We start from the raw sequence: 16,678 nt of genomic DNA, 5'->3' as shown, positions 1-16,678 counted from the left end.
ATTTGTTGTAAAAATATAGTATAGGGGTTTTTGGATGAAGAAGAAGTATTTATATGAGGTTGATTTAATGAGATGTATTTTCATTTTTGGGGTACTGGCAAATCATGTAACATCATCATTTATTGCTAGTTTATCGACCAACTCAGTCCCTCAGTTAGTGTTATTAATGACGCATCTGATGCTGCATTTCACAAGAATGGGATTCATGTTTGTCACTGGTTTAGTATTATTCCTACAGTATTATAAAAAAGATCAAGTGAATTATCTGACATTTTGGTACAAACGGTACAAGGGTGGCGGAGTTCCATATCTGTTTTGGAATGGTTTTTTCTTGATATTTGTTGCTGTTGAGGCAGGAGATGTTTTGAATTTTCATAGTTGGTTAACTGATTGGTACTCTGCCTTGATTCATGGTAATCAATTTTACATGTACTATATTCTAGTTACATTTCAGCTTTATCTGATTTTTCCGTTATTAATTAAGTTATTTAAAAAATTAAGTTGCTATCATCTTTTGATCTTCTCAATCAGTGCATTAATTCAATTATTCTTCTTAATCTGGACAAAATATATCTATCCGGAGATGAATCATGATAATTGGCCATACTTACTGAAATATTATGGGAATTTTGTTTTATCTTATCAGTTCTATTTCATCGCAGGTGGTGTTGTTTCGATTCATTACGAGGAAGCTAAGACGTTTATTTTAAAGTATCGCAAGATAGTATATAGCCTAACTGCCTTACTGGCATTAGGAACACTTGTACTCTTTTATGTTAACTGGTATATTCTCAAGCTCGATCAACACTATACAGAATTAGTACATCAACCTTACTTGATGATTTATGCTTCACTTATGATTTGCACGGTTTGGTGCCTAAGCCTCTCATATGCAAGTCACAGAACAGAACCAAAATGGGATAAATTCGCAAAATTTGTTTCTTTATCTTCAAAATTATCTTTTGGAGTCTATCTAACTCAAACAATTGGATTAACACTGCTGGCATATATTTTGCTAAATATCAAGGGGTACTTAAATGAATGGGTATTGTTCTTGCTTTTACCAGTAGGTTACCTGATTGTTTTAGCAACTTCTTGGCTGGTGTCATTCATTCTTTATAAAGTACCACCATTTGGAATATTGATTGGACGCCCACAAAAGTTTAGGAGGAATAAATAATGACAAAATTAACGGCAGAACTTGCGCAACATTTAAAAAAGAATAGTAATCGTGAATTTTTAAAAGATGAACGAATGAATAAGTGGTTTACTGGAAAGCAGATTGAAGAAGATATAACCAAGCTTCAAAAAATTTTTTCAGCTGCAAATATGGGAAGTGGAGATATTGCATTCATGTGTCTTGAAAATTCAGCCGCTTATATTCCAATCAATCAAGCATTATGGCGCCTTGGTGTTACAGCTCATCCTGTTTCAGAAAGCACTTCTGATGTAGAACTTGTTAAAGACTTTCGTGAGAATCACTATGCAGCCATTATTTTCAATGCCAGCCGTGCAGAAGTTTTCAGTAATTTTACCGAGTTAGATAAAAATACAGTTCAATTGCATACTTTTGATAACTTAGTTATTTTAACAAGAAATGATTTGAGTATCTGTGATAAAGAAATGGTACCTAATGAACAATCTTATGGTTGGATACTAAATACATCTGGAACTACTGGAAAACCAAAAAAAGTGGGTTTGACTCACGAAATTATGTTAAAAGCAGCACACTATGATTTAGAAAGTCATCGCTTAAATGAGGATGACACTGTCTTAATCATAATGCCAATGTTTCATATTAATGCACAAGAACTAATTGTTGTCTCAACACTTTTATCAGACGGCAGGCTTGTAATTGCACCAAAGTTCAGTGCCAGTCATTTCTGGCAACAAGTTATGGAAAATGACGTTACGTGGTCATCAGTTGTTCCAACAATTGTTTCTATTTTGTTGAAAAATGAGAAAGCATTAGCTCAATTTGTTCCAAATCACAAATTACGTTTTGTTAGATGTGCTTCTGCAATGCTCCCAGTTAGTCGGCATAAAAAGTTTGTAAAAAAATTTGGTGTACCATTACTTGAAGGTTATGGGATGACGGAATCTTGCAGTCAGTGTACTTTAAATCCACTAGATAATATCAAGATTGGGTCTGTTGGTATGCCTTATCATACAGACGTGGCAATTATAAGTGGAGATGACTTTACTGATGCACCAGGAGTTCATGGTGAAATTGCAATTCGTGGTGATCATGTAATTACAACTTATCTTGATCCACATCCGGATTCTTTTAAAGACGGTTGGTTCTTAACAGGTGACTTAGGTTATTTTGATGAAGAAGGTTACTTATGGTTAGAGGGGCGCAGCAAGGATGTTATTAATCATGGTGGTGAAAAGGTAAGTCCCTCAGTTGTTGAAGATGTTTTAGGAAATCTTGATTTTATTAAACAAGTAGCAGTTGTAGGATTACCCGATGATTTATATGGTGAAGTTGTTGCAGCAGCAGTAATTGATGATACAAAGGATTCTGAAAATCAAGCAGAACATCGGCAACGAATTATTGATTATGCGGCAACCCATCTTGCTAAGTATCGTAGACCAACTGAGATTTTCTTTTTAAATGAATTTCCATTGAATGCAACACGCAAGATACTAAGACCAAAATTGGCAGAGATATTACAAGAAAAGAGGTCCGTGAAATAGTATGAAAAATCTTAAAAAAAGTTTTATAGTAGTGCTTTTATTATTTTGGTGTGGCGTTGCCGTTTATGGGTGGCATCTGACAAGAGAAGATGCAGGAAGTTCTAGTTTAAAAAATGTTGTAGTTGGTTATCAAGCAGGAGATGAATTTTATATCTCTAAAATCAGAGGCAAATTTGTTAAAAAAATGAAGGCCAAGGGATATAATGTTAAATTTAAGGAATTCCAAAACGGCGCTGCAATGATGCAGGCACTCGCTTCAGGTAATGTTGATTATGCCCGTGTAGGGGATACCCCCCCAGTATCAGCGCTGGCATCCGGTACTAAGTTAACTTATGTAGCAGCTGGTGGTACAAAGGCCAAGGGTAGTGGGATTTTGGTTCATAAAAACTCTACAATAAAATCTTTGGCAGATTTAAAAGGTAAAAAAGTTGCGTACACTAAAGGAACGAGTTCACAGTATATGCTTTTAAGGGCACTTAAGGTGGCTGGTTTAAGCAATGATGACATCACGTGGGTCAACTTAGATTCGGATGCTGCCAGTGTCGCATATTCTAAAGGTAAGGTTGATGCTTGGGCCAACTGGGATCCAAGCGTAGCACAAGTTGAAATAACTGAAAATTCGAAATTGCTTGTTGATGGTACGACCACAAAGGCTCTTAACCGAAGTTTTATTGTTTCACCAACAACGTATGCAAGCAAGAACAAAACACTAAGCAAGTTAATTATTAAATATACTGAACAGGATATGAAGTGGGCTAACAAAAATCATTCTAAGTTGATTAAGAAAATGAGTGCAGATTTGAAACTTTCAAAGAAGGTTGTCAGCAGAACGGTTAACCGCAGAACTTTCTCAATGCATGTAATGACAAAGAGCGTTGTAAAAGAAGAACAAGAAATTGCTAATGTATTTTATGATAACAATATTATTACGAAGAAAGTTAATATTTCTAAGTATGTGCAGTATCTTAAGTAACTAATAAGGAGAATAATTATGGAAAATATTGAAACAAATGTAAATTATCATTTTTCAATAAAGTTCAAAAAATCGTTACCGTGGTTAATTCCAGTATTTTTAGTCGTTTTTTGGCAAATTGCTTGTAATCTTTCATGGGTTAATGAAACTTTGTTACCATCTCCAATTGATGTTGTAACGAATGGTATTAAGCTTTTTAAAAAGGGCGAACTCCAAGAAAATATGAGTATCAGTCTTTATCGTGCAACAGCTGGTTTACTGATTGGTGGCGGATTAGGATTTGTATTAGGCTTTATCAACGGGGTTTCACATACAGCACGGTTGCTTTTTGATAGTACTATTCAAATGTTACGTAATATTCCTCATTTGGCATTAATTCCATTAATCATTTTATGGTTAGGAATTGGCGAGTCTGCCAAAATATCGTTGGTTGCACTAGGTTGTCTTTTTCCAATGTATATCAATACTTATCATGGAATTACATCCGTTGATCCGAAGTTGATTCAGATGGGTAAGTCTTATGAATTAAGTAAAAAGGATTTATTCATCAAAGTGATCTTTCCTGGAGCACTTCCAACTATTTTAATGGGTGTGAGATATGCGCTTGGTGTAATGTGGACGACACTGATTGTTTCTGAGACAATTTCGGCAAGCTCAGGAATTGGGTATATGTCGACAAACGCAGAGCAGTTTATGGATATGAAAACAATTGTCCTATGTATTTTAATCTACGCTTTATTAGGCAAATTATCGGATTTTATTGCTAAAAACTTGGAAGACATCTTCTTAGAATGGCGCACAATTGAAAGGAGGAGTGCAGATGCCTCAGAAACTTCTAGAGATAAATAAAGTTGGTAAAATATATGGTGATAGTACTATTTTGAGTAATGCTAACTTAATCATTAATGAAGGTGAATTTATTGCATTAGTCGGGATGAGTGGTGGCGGTAAAAGTACGCTACTGCGGATGCTAGCAGGTTTAGAAGAAACTTCTGCTGGTTCTATTATTCAAGATGGTAATGAGATTCACGGTTTAAATAAAGAAGCGCGAGTAATGTTTCAAGAAGACCGTTTACTTCCATGGATGAATGTTATGGACAATGTTTTGTTGGATAAGAAGGGTAAGCAGGCAATTGGTGAAGCTAACCAATTATTGGAACAAGTAGAATTAGGCCAATATGCTAAACAGTTTCCTACCCAATTATCTGGAGGACAAAGACAGCGTGTGGCTTTAGCACGTGCCTTGATGTCGCACCCACGTCTTCTTCTTTTGGATGAACCATTAGGAGCACTGGATGCATTAACTAGAACTAAAATGCAAGATTTAATTAGAAAGGTTTGTCAGGAAAAAGCGATTACAACTTTTCTAGTGACTCATGACATTAATGAAGCTGTAAGAATGGCAGATCGAATTGCTGTAATTAAAAATGGAACTATTTGGCGAATTGTTGAAAATCCATATCGCGGTAAAGAAAGTATTGATGATAAGGAAAAAGAAGTTGAGATCTCAGAAGAAATTCTGACTGAAATATTAGATTAAGTGTTTTGACTGAGTGCATACATTTAATTGCGATAAAAAATAATAGAGAGTCTAAATCAAAATTTTAACTTTTGATCTAGACTCTCTATTTATTTCGTATAAACGCGCATCAGTATTACATAATTACATTCTCTCTTTGAAGTTTAGCTAATTATCCTTTTTTCATTTTTTTAATTTTCTCTTCATCAGGAGTGACATAAAGCGTTTGTTGACCTTCGTAAATTACAAATCCCGGTTTTGCACCATTAGGTTTGCGAATATTCTTGACTGTAACAAAATCAACGGGAACATTTCCAGATGAACGTGCTTTGGAATAGTAGGCTGCTAATTCAGCTGCTTCAAGGAGCGTTTGTTCACTTGGTTGACTATCATGAATTATCACGTGGGATCCATGAATATTCTTCGCGTGAAGCCAAATATCTTTTTTCTGGGCCATCTTCAAAGTTAAACGATCATTTTGCAAATTATTTTTACCGACTGATATTTTTACATTTTCACTAGAATAAAAGGTATCTGGTTGACCAAGTTTATTTTTCCTAACCTTACCACTTTTATTTTGTTTCTGTGCGTGTAAGTATCCTTCTTGTTGCAGTTCTACTTTAATGTCAGGTAAATCTTGCGGATCAGCTAACTCAAGTTGAGTTTCAATTTCTTCCAGATAATTTATTTCAGCTTTTGTTATTTTTATCTGATTTGTTACATAATCAACCGCATTTTTCAATTTTTGATATTTCTTAAAATACTTTTGTGCATTTTGAGAAGGAGAAAGTTGATTTGAAAGACTTATTTTAACAATTTTTTCGTTATCATAGTAGTTGGGTAATTCGATTTCTTTCATTCCACGCTTTACTTGATAAAGATAGGTGGTTAGTAATTCACCTTTGACTCTAAAAGTATCAGCTTTTTGCGTTGAATTCATTGTTTGTTGTAGTTTCTTTAATTTTTTACGATTTTTCTGCAGATTGACTTTGATAACATGAAATAACTGCGACCCTTGTTGCTGGACACGATCACTAGTTGCTTTTTTTTGATAGAATGTATCTAACAAAATACTTAAAGATTCAGTATTTTCTGACTTTAAGTCATCATACTTAAAGAAAGTAAAGAAAGGTTTACTTCCCGTAACAATCGATGGGGTGGGCCGATCGGCTTGTTTCAAAACATTCTTCCAATTATCAGATATTTCACCAGTATCATGTAATCGATCAGCTATATATAAGGCATGCTCAGTTGCGATTCCCTGATAGTTTTTTTGCAATTGATTAGCAAGAATTTCACGATTGGGGAATTGCTGTACAAGCTCTAAATATTTTTGGGAATCACTTCCAAAAGGATTTAATAAATCTTGTTTTGGTGGTTGAATATACGTTGCACCTGGAAGTAAGGTTCTAAATCGATTTTGGCTTGGTCCAATATGTTTGATAGTGTCGATAATTTTATTTTCATTTTGATTAATCAAAAGCACATTACTATAACGACCCATAATCTCAATGCTTAATAACAAAGGTAGTTCATCACCTAACTCATTGCGCGTAGCAAAACTAAAGTAAGCAACACGATCATTGTCTAGTTGGCTGATGTTAGTTAACTTTGCATTCTCAAGATACTTTCTAAGTGTCATTGTAAAGTTAGTTGGGACAGGGGGATTGTTATAGGGAATTTGCGTAATTTGAATACGTGCGTAATTAGGATGTGCCGATAATAAAAGTGGTTGGTTTTGGCGTTGCGACCTAACAGTTAAGATAACTTCATTAGGGAAAGGCTGCGATATTTTTGTTACACGTCCACCTAAAATTTTATTTTTTAATTCGGCAATCATCGCATGGGTGAATAATCCATCAAAAGGCATGCTGACAACTCGCTTTCATAACTAGTTTTTATTGTACTTAATTGTACCGTTTAACTACATAAAGCGCAAAAATTGTTTTTTTATTATCAACTGGGAGGATTAGTGGTTTGTGCTTGCTATTATTAGCCGACTAATTCATAATGATTATTGTAATTTGCATAATGCATATTAAATTTTTACTGGGAGGGATTCTTTTGAAAAGCTGTTTGGACAGTCTCATTGATCTTCAACGTCAATATAGAGAGAAGCTTGTTGCCTTATCACAAAAAAATGGACTTACACTTGCAGAGTGGCAATTACTTCTAAAAATTGTCGATGGAATCTCAACACAGGAAAGATTAGCAAAATTAACGCAACTTAATGTTTCCACATTAAGTAGGCAATTGGCTAAGTTGCTTTCAAAGGAGTTTATTACCAAAGAATCAAAAGAAAATCAGCAAGGACGGCGTTTCTTCGCGTATACAAGTACAAAGAATGGGTTGACTGCTGTAACTGATATGAAAAAAGATATTGCTCAGTACAGGTACCAACTTTTCTCGCATTGGTCTGAGGAGGAACAAAATCTATTACAAATTCTTCTTAACAGACTAAGTAAGAGTATGGAGCGAATGTAGCTGAACTGATTTTCTTGTTTCAGGTAATTAGTAGTCGCGTTTTTTTTTATGTGTTATGATAGCATGGTATAACAAAAAGCAAAGAAGTAGGTGTACATCTATGAAAATCGCTGTTGTAACTGACAGTACCGCATATTTAACAGATAAACAAATTGCGGATAATAACATTCATATAATTCCACTTCCGGTCATTATTGATAATGAAGTGTATAAGGAAGGGGTAGATATTTCCACAGAAGAATTCTATGAAAAACTTAAGAAATCTGAAACATTTCCTAGTACCTCTCAACCTGCTATTGGTGAATTGATTACATTCTATGAGAATTTAGGAACGCAAGGTTATGACACTGTTATCAGCATACACTTAGCCTCAACAATTTCTGGTTTTTATCAGACTCTGAAAAACTTAGCAAATGAGATTAAGGGAGTCAAGGTCTATCCTTTCGATTCACAAATTACTGTCATGCTGATGGGAAATCTGGTTCTGAAGGCGGCTAGAATGGCAGAAGCTGGTGCTAATGTTGAAAATATCTTTGCTGAATTAGAGAATCTTAGAGGAACAATGAACGAATGTTTTATTGTTGATGATTTACAGAACTTAGTACGTGGAGGGCGTCTGTCAAATGCTTCTGCATTTATTGGAAGTGTACTGAAGATCAAACCGTTACTGACCTTTGATGACGACTCACATAAAATTGTCGCTTTTGACAAAGTTCGTTCCATGAAAAAAGCACTCAAACGAGCCGAGAATATTTTTGAAGAGGATAAAGAAAAAGTTGCTTATCCTCTCAGGTTAATTGTTATTCATGCAAATGATCTAGAGGCTGCAGAGGCTTGGAAACAAGAACTCGTGCAAAAGTATCCCGATTGTCAGATTGATTTAAGTTATTTCGGTCCTGTAATTGGAACTCATCTCGGAGAAAAAGCAATTGCCTTAGCATGGATGAAAGATATTGATAAATAATTGGATAATGCTATTATAATTGAGAAATTAGCTGAAACTTTTAGTTTATCAGCTTTTTTTTCTGAAAAATTTTTCATCAAGGAGGTGTTGTTTATGAAAAAAATTGATTTAGGTCTTAAGGCTAGTTCTCAACGCGAACAATTTGAAAATCGATTAAGTTATCAACCAAATGTTTTTGAATTCTTTACTGATGAAAATGATTTTACAACAGAAGGTATGAAAAGGCTGACAGATGCTATATTACAGGTAAAAGACCAAGGTGTTGCACATATAATCTTGCATCACCCTATGAGATATAAGGGCGAATTTACAGAGTTAGTTGCACCAAAAAGCCATTTTAAGGAACTGAATTATTTTATTGAATTCAGTACAAGTCAGTTGTTGCAGCTATCCTTTGATTATGATCTTCAGACTCTTTTACACGGTTCATATTCAAGACACACTGAACAGATGATTAGTTTATATCCTTCATTTTCAGAAGCAAGAAATATCGTTTATCAAAAACTTGATAAATTCTCGAAATTGGGGCAAGCACATATCATGTTTGAAAACTCAATATCGCGCTTGTTTTATTATGGTTTTGAAGATGAAGATCAGTTCATTTTAGATCGAAATTATCGTCTGGCTTTTGACATTAGTCATTGTTTTATCAAGGTTAAAGCGAATAACAATGAGTTGTGTGCTAGTTTAAAGCGACTTAAACACAATGTAGTACACTACCATTTAGTGGATTCAATGGGGGTGACACATGATAGTTTACAACTTGGTAAAGGTAAAATTGATTGGAAAACTGTTGTGCCACTCTTGAATGAGAAAGCTTCAAATATATTTGAAATTAAATTATCTGATGAGAATGATGCGAAGGAACAAATTGAAAGTTACCGCTATTTAGTAGACATTTACAATGAACTTAATAAAAGAGCTTAAAATTGATTTAAAAAAGAATACTTTTCTTTCATTTACTTACTCAACGTATATAATTTTAGATGGTAAGCAATATACTGGCTAATATTTAATTTATTCGTTTGAGGGAGGATGAGTATTTGAATAAGTTTTTGAATGTAACTGTTGGGGGACTTGGCTTTTTGTATGTTCTAAATGATGCTTACTTTAGACTACTAGTTAAATTCTATCTTCACAAAGGATACTCTTCTGTAAATGCAGAAAAGGTAGCTAACAGTACTAACATTTTTTCAATTATAATTATTTTGACAATCTTGCTAGTAATATTTGGGGTACTAGCTGCGATCAGTAATATGGTTTATTTTATGAAAGGCAACTTTATTTTCAAGTTATTTTTGAATTGTGTTGCGATGTTCATGCCATTTCTTTATGTAAGAAATATCTGGTTTAGTCTCTATGAGTTATTTTTCTGTGGTATTTTTGTCTATTATATTTGGTCTTTAAAAAGAAATACGCTGACTAATGGTAGGCATTTGTTGTCACAAAATCATGGCATCAAATAATTAATTGAATATTTTTAAACTAATAACTTTAAGGAGATTAAAAAGTTGAAGATTGTCAAGGAAATATTTAGTTGGATATTACCAATTGCTATCGGTTTGTTGATTGCACTTATTGTGAAACAGTTTTGGTTTGGAATTGTGAAGGTTGATGGGACTTCGATGTATCCAACATTGCAAAATGATGAACGTGTAATGTTGCTCAAACAATCTAAAATCAAGCATAATACAGTTATTGTTTTCAATGCATATGGAGTTGATAAAAACAATCAAGCTATAACAAAATCAACTAAGTATGTTAAGCGCGTAATTGGTATACCTGGGGATACCATCGAGTATAGAAACAATGGCCAACTATATGTGAATGGTAAGAAAATGTCACAAAGTTATATTACAAAGTCACAAAGAACTGCTGGTACATTGACGCTTATTTTGAAAGAGGCAACAGGGGTTAAGCTAGGGACGGGGAATTCTTTCACAGTACCTAAAGGTAAATACTTCGTTTTGGGAGATAATCGTAAAGATTCTAATGATAGTCGTTATTATGGATTCGTTCCTAAGGGTAAAATTGATGGTGTTGTAAAAGTGCCTTTCTGGAATTCGAAAAAAGCCTTGGTGAATTCATACTCAAATAATTAATTTTTTGAAATCCAGTGTTATACAGATAAAAAGGCTGAATCTTATTTTTTGGTTCAGCCTTTTTTATCTGTATGTAAGTTATTAAAACTAAGATTATTATTATGGAGGAAAAATGACACATAAAATAGCTCTTCTTTCAGATGTTCATGGAAATCAAACGGCGTTAGCGGCTGTTTTAGCGGATGCAAAAAAGAATAATGTAGATGAATGTTGGTTTTTAGGTGACTTGATCATGCCAGGCTCAGGATGTGAAAAATTATTTGAAATGCTTGATGAAAATAATACAACGCTTTATATTCGTGGCAATTGGGACGATTGTTTGTTAGAAGTTCTTGATCCAGAAACAAATGTTGATTTAAATGATCCATCAGATGTGTATGTTGGAATTTTAAGTAAGTATATTTATGATAATATCAATCACGACTATATAAAAAGAATTAAGGAGTTCAAATTACATAGTCAGAAAAAAGTAGCTAATCTTTTAATTAGTATTTCGCATAATTTACCTACCAAAAACTATGGTGCTGCACTTATGATGAATGCTAAGCAAGAAAACTTTAACGAGTTATTTTCTTCGGAAGATGTTGATATTGCAGTCTACGGTCATATTCATTCACAATTATTACGGTATAGCGAAAAAAGCCAATTAATAATTAATCCAGGAACAATTGGACAACCCTTTTCAACACATAATAAGTTTTTACAAGATAGAAGAGCACAATATGCTATTTTAGAGATAGATGAAATAGGTTTTGTAAATTTAGAATTCAGACATGTTGCGTATGATACAGAAAAAGAATTAACATTCGCTAAGAATAATAATTTGCCATATTATGAATTATATCAAGAATTACTTGAGACAGGAATTACTCATACGCATGATTTAGAGGTACTTTCAAAGTTCAATCAACAAAATAACTATATTGAAGTTTTGAAAGGATTTTTGGAGAAATTGAAATAAAATAATTAGTATAAGTTGAAAAATGGATAATTGATAATAATTTTTCAAAAATAGCAATTCATTTTGATTTAGATTCTTTGAGTCCAGATGATTTTCGTTTACAATATTTTGCTGAACCACACCAAACAGTCTTTCCATCAAGTCATGGTAAATTGACATTGGCTCAAGTAACAGACTATTTTGCAAGTATCCAGAAAGTGAGTGAAATTGTTGGTGTTACAGTCGCTGAATTTTTACCTTGGGATATCATCAAGTTAAAGCAAACTCTCAACGCATTAAATTTGTTTAACAATGATAAACAATAAAACTTAATAAGGAAGTTACAGCAAGTAGAAAATCAAAAAGTATGGAGCAAAAGTTAGTCGAAAAAAGCAATGCTTTAAAAGATGTTAGCCTAATAGAGATTGATGCGAATAAAGATGTCAAGGTTGATATTGATGATATAGATTAAGCAACGTTTGACTAGTTGAAAGTTTTTTGTATGCCATAATAACAACATACGAAATGAAATGATTTGTAAAGTATATGGTTTCTAAATAATATTGTTTTTTAATAATTTCATTTTCACTACAAATTATAGAATTTAACAGAGACGGTAACAAAACTTACGCAAACTACTTTCGATAATATATATTATGTAAACTAGACTAAAATTTGAAATTGTTAAGAGCAAATTTTAGTCTAGACCCCCTCTTCTTTTTATACATGTCTTAAAAGGCTGTTAAAACAATGTTTTAGAGTATAAAAAGAAGTAAAAATAAATTTGAAAAAGAAAATAAAAATCAAAAAAGGGTGCAAAGATTTGAAAAAAATAGTTGTTGAAAATTATAATCAGCAAAAATAACCAGTTTTATTGAGTGAATTTTGACGACTTATTTTTGATTTTCATACCTAAAACCATTAATTTAGCGATTTATTCAATGAATTTAACTGGTTTACGTGTATAAAACTTGCTGCGATTTGATTAATTATTTCTGTTTAAATGAGCTTTAAATCAGTATTTGTTAGTCTTTTTAAACTATCTTAAATTTCGTTTATAGCCAAATGCTCGATCAATTTCGTGCAATTTTTATTCTTAATACATCTCTCAGCATGTTAATGTCATTATTTAAATTGATATAAGACCTGCAAATATTTTTTTCAGTTTGTGATTCGACTTTTAAAACAATATAATGATGAATTATCCGTTTACGAAGCATCACAAAGACTTGCTTATAAACCTTTTTTGGTAAGAACACAGTCCGTATTGCTTTCCGTTCGTCCCTCAAATTGAGTACTTAAGCGAATGAAATGATGAGAGGACGGAAAAGTTGTCTTTTTTCCCCTTTTTCTTCTCAGTTTTTAATTCATCAGCCCTTTTTTATTTAACACTCCCCCACTGATATTTATGTATTAGATTCAGAAATACCAGGAATCGCATTCGATGATATGCTTAGAATTTTATCAACTCAATGAGATTTCCGCTTTTCTAGCGCCCAAATAAAAAGGCAAGTAAATCATGCTAAATGATGGATATGTTTGTTAGTTTATTGTGAAACTGAAAATACTACCTTTCTGTTTATTCAAGGAATATGCTCAGTTTTGACCATTTTGCTTTCCAGTTTTTACTTTTTATTCGTTTTTTGTAAACATTCAAATGTTCACCATCTTGTTTAAAAAGAGGTATCGGCCGAACATTCAATTTTACCAAGTCCTCTGTTCCAAAAGGTTCAATAAGTTGTAATTTATCTCCATCATCTAAAAAAACATCGATACATGTTGGAGTTTCAACAAAATGGGCTATTGCATCTGTTACAGAATTAAATTGATGAACATGAAATAGAAGTTTCTCACACTCTTTGATATTGATCCATTCAAAATAGTTGTCCTTTTCCGTTGGTTTTTGAATTTTTTGATCAAGTTGTGAGATAAAGAAATAGCCATCACTTAACATTGGTCGTTTAACGGGCAATGTAGACATAAAGTATCTTTGAGCATGACAAAAAGGATAATTATTTTTTATAGAGTAACCAGTTTCTTCTAACATTTCTCTAATTAAAGCATCTTCAGCAGTTTCACCTTTTTCAATACCACCTCCAGGAAGAAAATATTGCTGTTCATGTGTTCTAATTAAACCTATTTCATTTTGGTTTTTAAAAATTACCGCGTAGGCCCCCTTGCGAACAAAATAATTTACACCAATATTTTTGCTTCCAAAAACCTTCATATTAATTTTACCTCATCATTTAGTGTTATTAATTCATATTTTAAATCTTTTTACTGATTAATCTATAGTTTCTAGTTGAAGTACATTTGAAATCATTTTTTATGTCGTTCACCTAAACTTGCTTGTACCATCATTGTTTCGCTCTCCTCTTGTTTCTAAGGTGCCATCAATTATCTTGAAAGCTTTTAAAGTTGGCATAACCTGATTTTGTAACTACGTTTTAGTTCTTTCAAAGGAGTTTTAGTTCTTTCAAAGGATAATTTTTTCGGATCAGTGACAAACTTTAAAGTTGAGACATCTCCTAGAAAAAATGATCAGGCAGGATAAATTTTCCACTTTTTTCTTGGCTTTTTTTATCAGGCGAAAAAAAGCGACATACCCATATAGATGAAAACTAAGTCGCAGACATTGACTGAATTTTTAATATCTTAATTTTGTAATGTAATAAGAATTTCTAATCCATATATAAAAGACTCATCAACGTCTAATTCTAGACCAAAACCATTGTTAGTTTCTAAAAGTAGAAATCCATGCATATAGCTTCTCCAAACCCTAATGAAGTCTATAACCTCTGTGTTTTTAATATCATATCTAGATAAAATTTTTTCTAATAATTTAAGAATTTTGTCTGATTTAGATGTAGAAAACTTATTTTTATTCCAAAAATTTACTCTCTGTATTAATGAATATTGTCCAGAATATGATTTAAAAAATTTCCTATATTCATTTCACAAGGCCAATAATGCTTGGTCTTTTTCCAATCCAATAATAGATTTTATAAGAGACTCATATCATATAGGTTATTTAACGATTTATCCGCTGCTCGTAAGAGTATATCATCAAAGTTTTTAATATGATTATACAACGATGGAGATTTAACATGTAGTTCACTCGTGATATTTTTTAAAGTAACATTATCTAATCCTTGATGATCCGCAATAAAAATTTCTCATCAACAGCGGTTGACAAAGAGCCAAAAAAAGCCAAGTCAAAACTCAACTTTTGACTTGGCTCCATGTAAATTATTAATAAGCAAATTAAAACAGCCCAGTAAGATAAAGTTTCTGCTTCTGACACATCACTTTTTCTTTTAATTTAACCAATTCCGTAGCAACAACTTTAAATCACTTTAAAATCATCAGCAACTTTATCAATTAACTACTGGACTGCCTATTATAAGGGATTTTCAAACTCTGGCCTCTTTTCTAACCACCTTGCGGCAGCTATTTTTGCTTCATCAGAGTACTTGTTTCTTTTGATGAAACTTTGATTACAGCATCCGCCATAATCCCCTACACCAATAATATACCATATATCTGAAAAAATGCAAGCGTTTTCTTTTAAAAAAGAAAAATTACTTTTTTCTCTATTTTTATCATTTTAAGCAACTTTTAACCATCTTTGACTTTTATAAATACTCACCATTTTTTTGAAATTATAGCTGGGTTAATTCTCAATTTTACTAGTTACCTTGAAAAATACATAGGAAATAAGTACCACGAACAATATCATTAACCACTGTAGTCTTTTAATTCAGGTGCTAAAGAAGTGCTATCCATGATTTTATTATATTCAATGTCTTCCGCTAGAATTATTCCTCCAGCAGATTCACCAATATATAGGCAATCATTATTAAGTTTTTCTTTTAGTAATGGAACAAGATTTTTCTTTTTAATTTCTTGAAGTAAATAAAAAGTATTTCCACCTGAAATACATATAATTTTTGCATTTGCTATTTCCTGATAACATTTCTTTTGACTCTCAGTGGATATATCAAAAATATTTAGTGTATAACCTAACTTTTCTAATAATTTTATCCCATCATCAATATATCCTGTATAATTTTCTACATTACCTGCTGAAGGTAACGAACTTCAATTTTGCTGATTACCAAACCGATAAATTGTATGCATAAGTCATTGAATAGTATCTCCCAATAATCAGTCTAACACATCAAAACATGCGAATGTTTGACCAAGACCAAAAATTCTTTTTTACGTGACTTTAGTACAATTTTTAAAGTACCGTTGTTCACCAATTCTAACACTTAACCACTACAATGACTGGCCTTAAAATAGTAAGCTAACAACCTAAAGAATATATTTGCCAATATTTTTTAGGTTGTTAGCTCTTTTTACTTCAGATTGATCTTCAGCGTTGAAGTAAGCTATTTTAAAATTTTTTAGACCCATTTTTCCGAATACTCCCCTTTTAAGCATGTTTTCAAGTGGATTTCGATAATGTAGTTTATAAATAAAACGAGGCGTACCCATAACTGTTAAAATTCTAATTTTTGTATCTAAACTTAAAATTTGGCGTTGTCCATCAATTTTTATTATCTGACCCTTACAAAAGACTTTATCAATAAAGCCTTTTAACATGGCAGGCATTACTTCCCACCAAACAGGAAAGGTAAAAATTATTTCATCCACTTTTTTCAATCGTAATAGATAATTTTGACTTTGTTCATCTACATATTCTTTAGTACGCCAATTTGTTAACCCCTGCTTATCTATAACAGGATTAAAATGGTCTGCTTGTAAATCTATAAGATCAACAGTATGATTATGTGCTTTTAAGATATCAACGGAATTTTTGGTAAGCGCTGCTGAGTATGATCTTTTATGTGGGATATTTTCACTTGATTTCAAAGTATACGGATGGTCAAGTACAATTACTACATGCATATTAATTCCTTCTTTACATTTTTATATTCCTTGGAATATAATGATAATAACAGTAAAAGAAAAAACTATCAATTTATATTCG

General features: G+C 32.4%; 16 protein-coding genes and 2 pseudogenes. 12 read left to right on the top strand and 6 right to left on the bottom strand.

Annotated features, from left to right (window positions below):
- The first annotated feature begins 34 nt into the window (after positions 1-34).
- From G6O70_RS08325 to G6O70_RS08305, 5 genes are read left to right on the top strand one after another with little or no spacing between them, the layout of a single operon-like run.
- The gene (locus G6O70_RS08325) at positions 35-1,180 is read left to right on the top strand and encodes an acyltransferase (RefSeq protein ID WP_057869606.1); all 1,146 of its coding nucleotides are present in this window, start codon (positions 35-37) and stop codon (positions 1,178-1,180) included.
- A complete protein-coding gene (locus G6O70_RS08320; protein ID WP_057869605.1) occupies positions 1,180-2,700 on the top strand; it encodes an AMP-binding protein in 1,521 nt (506 codons plus the stop codon). The genes G6O70_RS08325 and G6O70_RS08320 overlap by 1 nt, the downstream gene beginning before the upstream one ends.
- A gap of 1 nt (position 2,701) precedes the next feature.
- On the top strand, positions 2,702-3,673 hold the full coding sequence (locus G6O70_RS08315; protein WP_083481917.1) for an aliphatic sulfonate ABC transporter substrate-binding protein: 972 nt from the start codon (positions 2,702-2,704) through the stop codon (positions 3,671-3,673).
- Between the two features lie 18 nt (positions 3,674-3,691).
- Positions 3,692-4,522, top strand: coding sequence for an ABC transporter permease subunit (locus G6O70_RS08310; RefSeq protein WP_057869604.1), 831 nt, complete (start codon positions 3,692-3,694; stop codon positions 4,520-4,522).
- Positions 4,494-5,213, top strand: a complete 720-nt coding sequence (locus G6O70_RS08305) for an ABC transporter ATP-binding protein (RefSeq protein WP_057869603.1) — start codon at positions 4,494-4,496, stop codon at positions 5,211-5,213. Before G6O70_RS08310 ends, G6O70_RS08305 begins: the two co-directional genes overlap by 29 nt.
- A 151-nt stretch (positions 5,214-5,364) precedes the next feature.
- Here G6O70_RS08305 and G6O70_RS08300 read toward each other — a convergent pair whose 3' ends face one another.
- Positions 5,365-7,062 (bottom strand): Rqc2 family fibronectin-binding protein, encoded by a 1,698-nt coding sequence (locus tag G6O70_RS08300; protein ID WP_057869602.1) that lies wholly within the window; start codon positions 7,060-7,062, stop codon positions 5,365-5,367.
- Positions 7,063-7,256: 194 nt separating this feature from the next.
- Between G6O70_RS08300 and G6O70_RS08295 the strand changes: the two genes are divergently transcribed.
- The 7 genes from G6O70_RS08295 (at position 7,257) to G6O70_RS08265 (ending at position 12,008) form a co-directional block, all read left to right on the top strand.
- Entirely contained in the window at positions 7,257-7,676 is a 420-nt protein-coding gene (locus G6O70_RS08295) for a MarR family winged helix-turn-helix transcriptional regulator (RefSeq protein ID WP_057869601.1), read from the top strand.
- Between the two features lie 100 nt (positions 7,677-7,776).
- Complete coding sequence (locus tag G6O70_RS08290) at positions 7,777-8,640, top strand: DegV family protein (RefSeq protein WP_057869600.1); 864 nt, start codon at positions 7,777-7,779, stop codon at positions 8,638-8,640.
- A 93-nt stretch (positions 8,641-8,733) separates the two neighbouring features.
- Positions 8,734-9,567, top strand: a complete 834-nt coding sequence (locus tag G6O70_RS08285; protein ID WP_057869599.1) for a TIM barrel protein — start codon at positions 8,734-8,736, stop codon at positions 9,565-9,567.
- A gap of 116 nt (positions 9,568-9,683) precedes the next feature.
- A complete protein-coding gene (locus G6O70_RS08280; RefSeq protein ID WP_057869598.1) occupies positions 9,684-10,106 on the top strand; it encodes a hypothetical protein in 423 nt (140 codons plus the stop codon).
- 45 nt (positions 10,107-10,151) lie between these two features.
- Entirely contained in the window at positions 10,152-10,742 is a 591-nt protein-coding gene (gene lepB / locus G6O70_RS08275; RefSeq protein WP_057869597.1) for a signal peptidase I, read from the top strand.
- Positions 10,743-10,854: 112 nt separating this feature from the next.
- On the top strand, positions 10,855-11,703 hold the full coding sequence (locus G6O70_RS08270) for a metallophosphoesterase family protein (protein WP_057869596.1): 849 nt from the start codon (positions 10,855-10,857) through the stop codon (positions 11,701-11,703).
- A gap of 77 nt (positions 11,704-11,780) precedes the next feature.
- Entirely contained in the window at positions 11,781-12,008 is a 228-nt protein-coding gene (locus tag G6O70_RS08265) for an arginase family protein (RefSeq protein WP_057869595.1), read from the top strand.
- 1,253 nt (positions 12,009-13,261) lie between these two features.
- Here the strand turns inward: G6O70_RS08265 and G6O70_RS12250 are convergent.
- From G6O70_RS12250 to G6O70_RS08240, 5 genes and pseudogenes are all read right to left on the bottom strand, one after another.
- On the bottom strand, positions 13,262-13,909 hold the full coding sequence (locus tag G6O70_RS12250; RefSeq protein ID WP_083481916.1) for a nucleotidyltransferase family protein: 648 nt from the start codon (positions 13,907-13,909) through the stop codon (positions 13,262-13,264).
- A gap of 428 nt (positions 13,910-14,337) precedes the next feature.
- A pseudogene (locus G6O70_RS08255) lies at positions 14,338-14,622 on the bottom strand (TetR-like C-terminal domain-containing protein); the annotation flags it as partial.
- Between the two features lie 205 nt (positions 14,623-14,827).
- Complete coding sequence (locus G6O70_RS08250) at positions 14,828-14,986, bottom strand: hypothetical protein (protein WP_157047955.1); 159 nt, start codon at positions 14,984-14,986, stop codon at positions 14,828-14,830.
- 434 nt (positions 14,987-15,420) lie between these two features.
- Positions 15,421-15,765, bottom strand: a pseudogene (locus G6O70_RS12455) (Type 1 glutamine amidotransferase-like domain-containing protein); the annotation flags it as partial.
- A 234-nt stretch (positions 15,766-15,999) separates the two neighbouring features.
- On the bottom strand, positions 16,000-16,596 hold the full coding sequence (locus G6O70_RS08240) for an NAD(P)H-dependent oxidoreductase (protein WP_057869594.1): 597 nt from the start codon (positions 16,594-16,596) through the stop codon (positions 16,000-16,002).
- Positions 16,597-16,678 lie beyond the last annotated feature (82 nt).

Source organism: Liquorilactobacillus hordei DSM 19519 (genome assembly GCF_019443985.1).
Lineage (GTDB): Bacteria > Bacillota > Bacilli > Lactobacillales > Lactobacillaceae > Liquorilactobacillus > Liquorilactobacillus hordei.
The sequence above is the reverse complement of the archived record's forward strand: the minus strand, read 5'-3'. Positions and strand labels throughout refer to the sequence as shown.

Excerpts from the sequence above, each read along its gene's own strand:
- G6O70_RS08240 (WP_057869594.1), bottom strand. The coding sequence starts at position 16,596 with ATGCATGTAGTAATTGTACTTGACCATCCGTATACTTTGAAATCAAGT.
- G6O70_RS08290 (WP_057869600.1), top strand. The coding sequence starts at position 7,777 with ATGAAAATCGCTGTTGTAACTGACAGTACCGCATATTTAACAGATAAA.
- G6O70_RS08310 (WP_057869604.1), top strand. The coding sequence starts at position 3,692 with ATGGAAAATATTGAAACAAATGTAAATTATCATTTTTCAATAAAGTTC.
- G6O70_RS08300 (WP_057869602.1), bottom strand. The coding sequence starts at position 7,062 with ATGCCTTTTGATGGATTATTCACCCATGCGATGATTGCCGAATTAAAA.
- G6O70_RS08325 (WP_057869606.1), top strand. The coding sequence starts at position 35 with ATGAAGAAGAAGTATTTATATGAGGTTGATTTAATGAGATGTATTTTC.
- G6O70_RS08315 (WP_083481917.1), top strand. The coding sequence starts at position 2,702 with ATGAAAAATCTTAAAAAAAGTTTTATAGTAGTGCTTTTATTATTTTGG.
- G6O70_RS08285 (WP_057869599.1), top strand. The coding sequence starts at position 8,734 with ATGAAAAAAATTGATTTAGGTCTTAAGGCTAGTTCTCAACGCGAACAA.
- G6O70_RS08270 (WP_057869596.1), top strand. The coding sequence starts at position 10,855 with ATGACACATAAAATAGCTCTTCTTTCAGATGTTCATGGAAATCAAACG.
- G6O70_RS08320 (WP_057869605.1), top strand. The coding sequence starts at position 1,180 with ATGACAAAATTAACGGCAGAACTTGCGCAACATTTAAAAAAGAATAGT.
- G6O70_RS12250 (WP_083481916.1), bottom strand. The coding sequence starts at position 13,909 with ATGAAGGTTTTTGGAAGCAAAAATATTGGTGTAAATTATTTTGTTCGC.
- G6O70_RS08305 (WP_057869603.1), top strand. The coding sequence starts at position 4,494 with ATGCCTCAGAAACTTCTAGAGATAAATAAAGTTGGTAAAATATATGGT.